Consider the following 833-nt stretch of genomic DNA (forward strand, 5'->3'; position numbering starts at 1 on the left):
CAGGACGCGCACCTGTTCGAGGGCCGCATGCGGCTCGCGCAGACGCAGCGACTGGCCTCGCCGATGCTCCGGCGCATCGCCGACGGCGGCCACGCGCTGAGCGACGCCGAGCGCGCGGAGTGCCGCACGCTCGAGGCGGCGATCCGCGACGAGATCCGCGGGCGGATGCTGCTCACCGACGCCGTCCGCGCGGCCGTGCGGAGCGCGCGGGATCGAGGTGCCACCGTGACCCTCCTCGACGAGGGCGGGATCGACGAGATCGACGAGGCCGAGCGGGACCGGATCCTGTCGCAGCTGGCCGAGGTGGTCGAGTCGACCCGGGCGGACCGGATCATCGCGCGCACGGCCGCCGAGGGGTCGCCGGTCGCGGTCACGGTCGTCGGACTGAGCGGCGGAAACGGCGAGACGGCCGAGTCGGAGGATGCCGAGGTCGAGCTCTGGCTGGAGATCCCGCGCACGGGGTGAGGCGCAGGCCGGGTCGCCTCCCCGGCGCTCGTCGCCGGAGGGTCCCGGACATGGAAGCGGGGGGTCGGCCCCTACCGACCCCCCAGCAAGCCCGAGTCACGGCGACAACCCGAATATCGCCCTGACTCGCCCCCAGAGCGCCACCGGTTACCCAGCCGGTGACGGATACGACTCCGATGGAGTGCGTACCACCATGGTACGGATCCGGCGCGCTGTGCGAAGTCAGCATTTCGGGGGGACATGGGGGACATCACCGGCGAGAATCGCGGGCGCCGGGGAGCATCCGCCCCCGGAACCGGGGGACGTCGGCGCGCGCGGGGCGCCGTCGGCGGGTCAGCGCGCCGACGCCGTCCAACGCCCCGGGCCGA

1 pseudogene is annotated in these 833 nt (G+C 74.3%); it reads left to right on the top strand.

What is annotated here, in order from left to right:
• A pseudogene (locus tag ESO86_RS19555) lies at nt 1-465 on the top strand (hypothetical protein); the annotation flags it as partial.
• Between the last annotated feature and the right edge of the window lie 368 nt (nt 466-833).

Origin of the sequence: Agromyces binzhouensis (assembly GCF_004135055.1) — a bacterium.
In the GTDB taxonomy this organism is placed as follows: domain Bacteria; phylum Actinomycetota; class Actinomycetes; order Actinomycetales; family Microbacteriaceae; genus Agromyces; species Agromyces binzhouensis.